Origin of the sequence: Pseudoflavonifractor phocaeensis, from assembly GCF_016901955.1 — a bacterium.
In the GTDB taxonomy this organism is placed as follows: Bacteria; Bacillota; Clostridia; order Oscillospirales; family Oscillospiraceae; genus Flavonifractor; species Flavonifractor phocaeensis_A.
This window is the reverse complement of record NZ_JACJLC010000212.1, coordinates 1-729: the sequence shown is the minus strand read 5'-3', so window position 1 is coordinate 729 and position 729 is coordinate 1. Positions and strand designations below refer to the sequence as shown.

Below are 729 nucleotides of genomic sequence, written 5' to 3'. Positions count from 1 at the left end.
CGGTAGTGAAGTTGGTGAGTTTCCAGCGGTAACGTACCAAATCCCGAAGCTGGCGAATATCCGCTGGAGGGATAAAGCTCCCGGCGACGAGGTCGTGCTTGAAGATGTCCGCGATCCACTTGGCGTCCCGCTTGTCCGTTTTCTTGCCTCGGATGGCTTTCACATATTTGGGGTGAGCGAGGACAACATTGCAGGTGCGCTCCAGAATGTTGTAAATGGGAATCCAATACTTTCCGGTGGATTCCATGCACACATCCTTGCAGTCATTCTCGGCCAGCCAGGCAGCACACCGGCGTAAATCACCAGTGAACGTGGAAAAGCGCTTGCTCTTGTAGGTCGTCACGCCCTGCTCATTAGTAGAAGCGATACAGGCAACGACAAAGGATTTGTGGACATCCATCCCGCAGCAGATGCGGTAAACGATTTTAAGCATAACACATCCCCTCGAAACAGTATTTGAGGGAACAGGCAGGGACTGGATGCTCACTGAAAGATTGAAGTAGTCCGTCTCTCCAAAGATAAGGTTACAGGGTTCCATGCCCTACTCATTGGTGCTTGAAAGAGCATCCGGCACACATATATATTCAGTCCAACGCAAGGTTGAGCCTACTCACCTCCACGTGCTCTGTAGTGTGCCTGCTTCCTCAAGTACATTCTAACAAATATCGACTTGCTGCGTTAGGGGCACTGTGTTTCATCCTCTTTGGTGCCTTGGAGCGCAGCGGAAAG

1 protein-coding gene is annotated in these 729 nt (G+C 51.2%); it reads right to left on the bottom strand.

Going from position 1 to position 729, the window contains the following annotated elements:
• On the bottom strand, positions 1-433 hold a 433-nt coding region (locus tag H6B51_RS17215; RefSeq protein ID WP_204884812.1), incomplete at its 3' end, for an IS110 family transposase.
• Positions 434-729 lie beyond the last annotated feature (296 nt).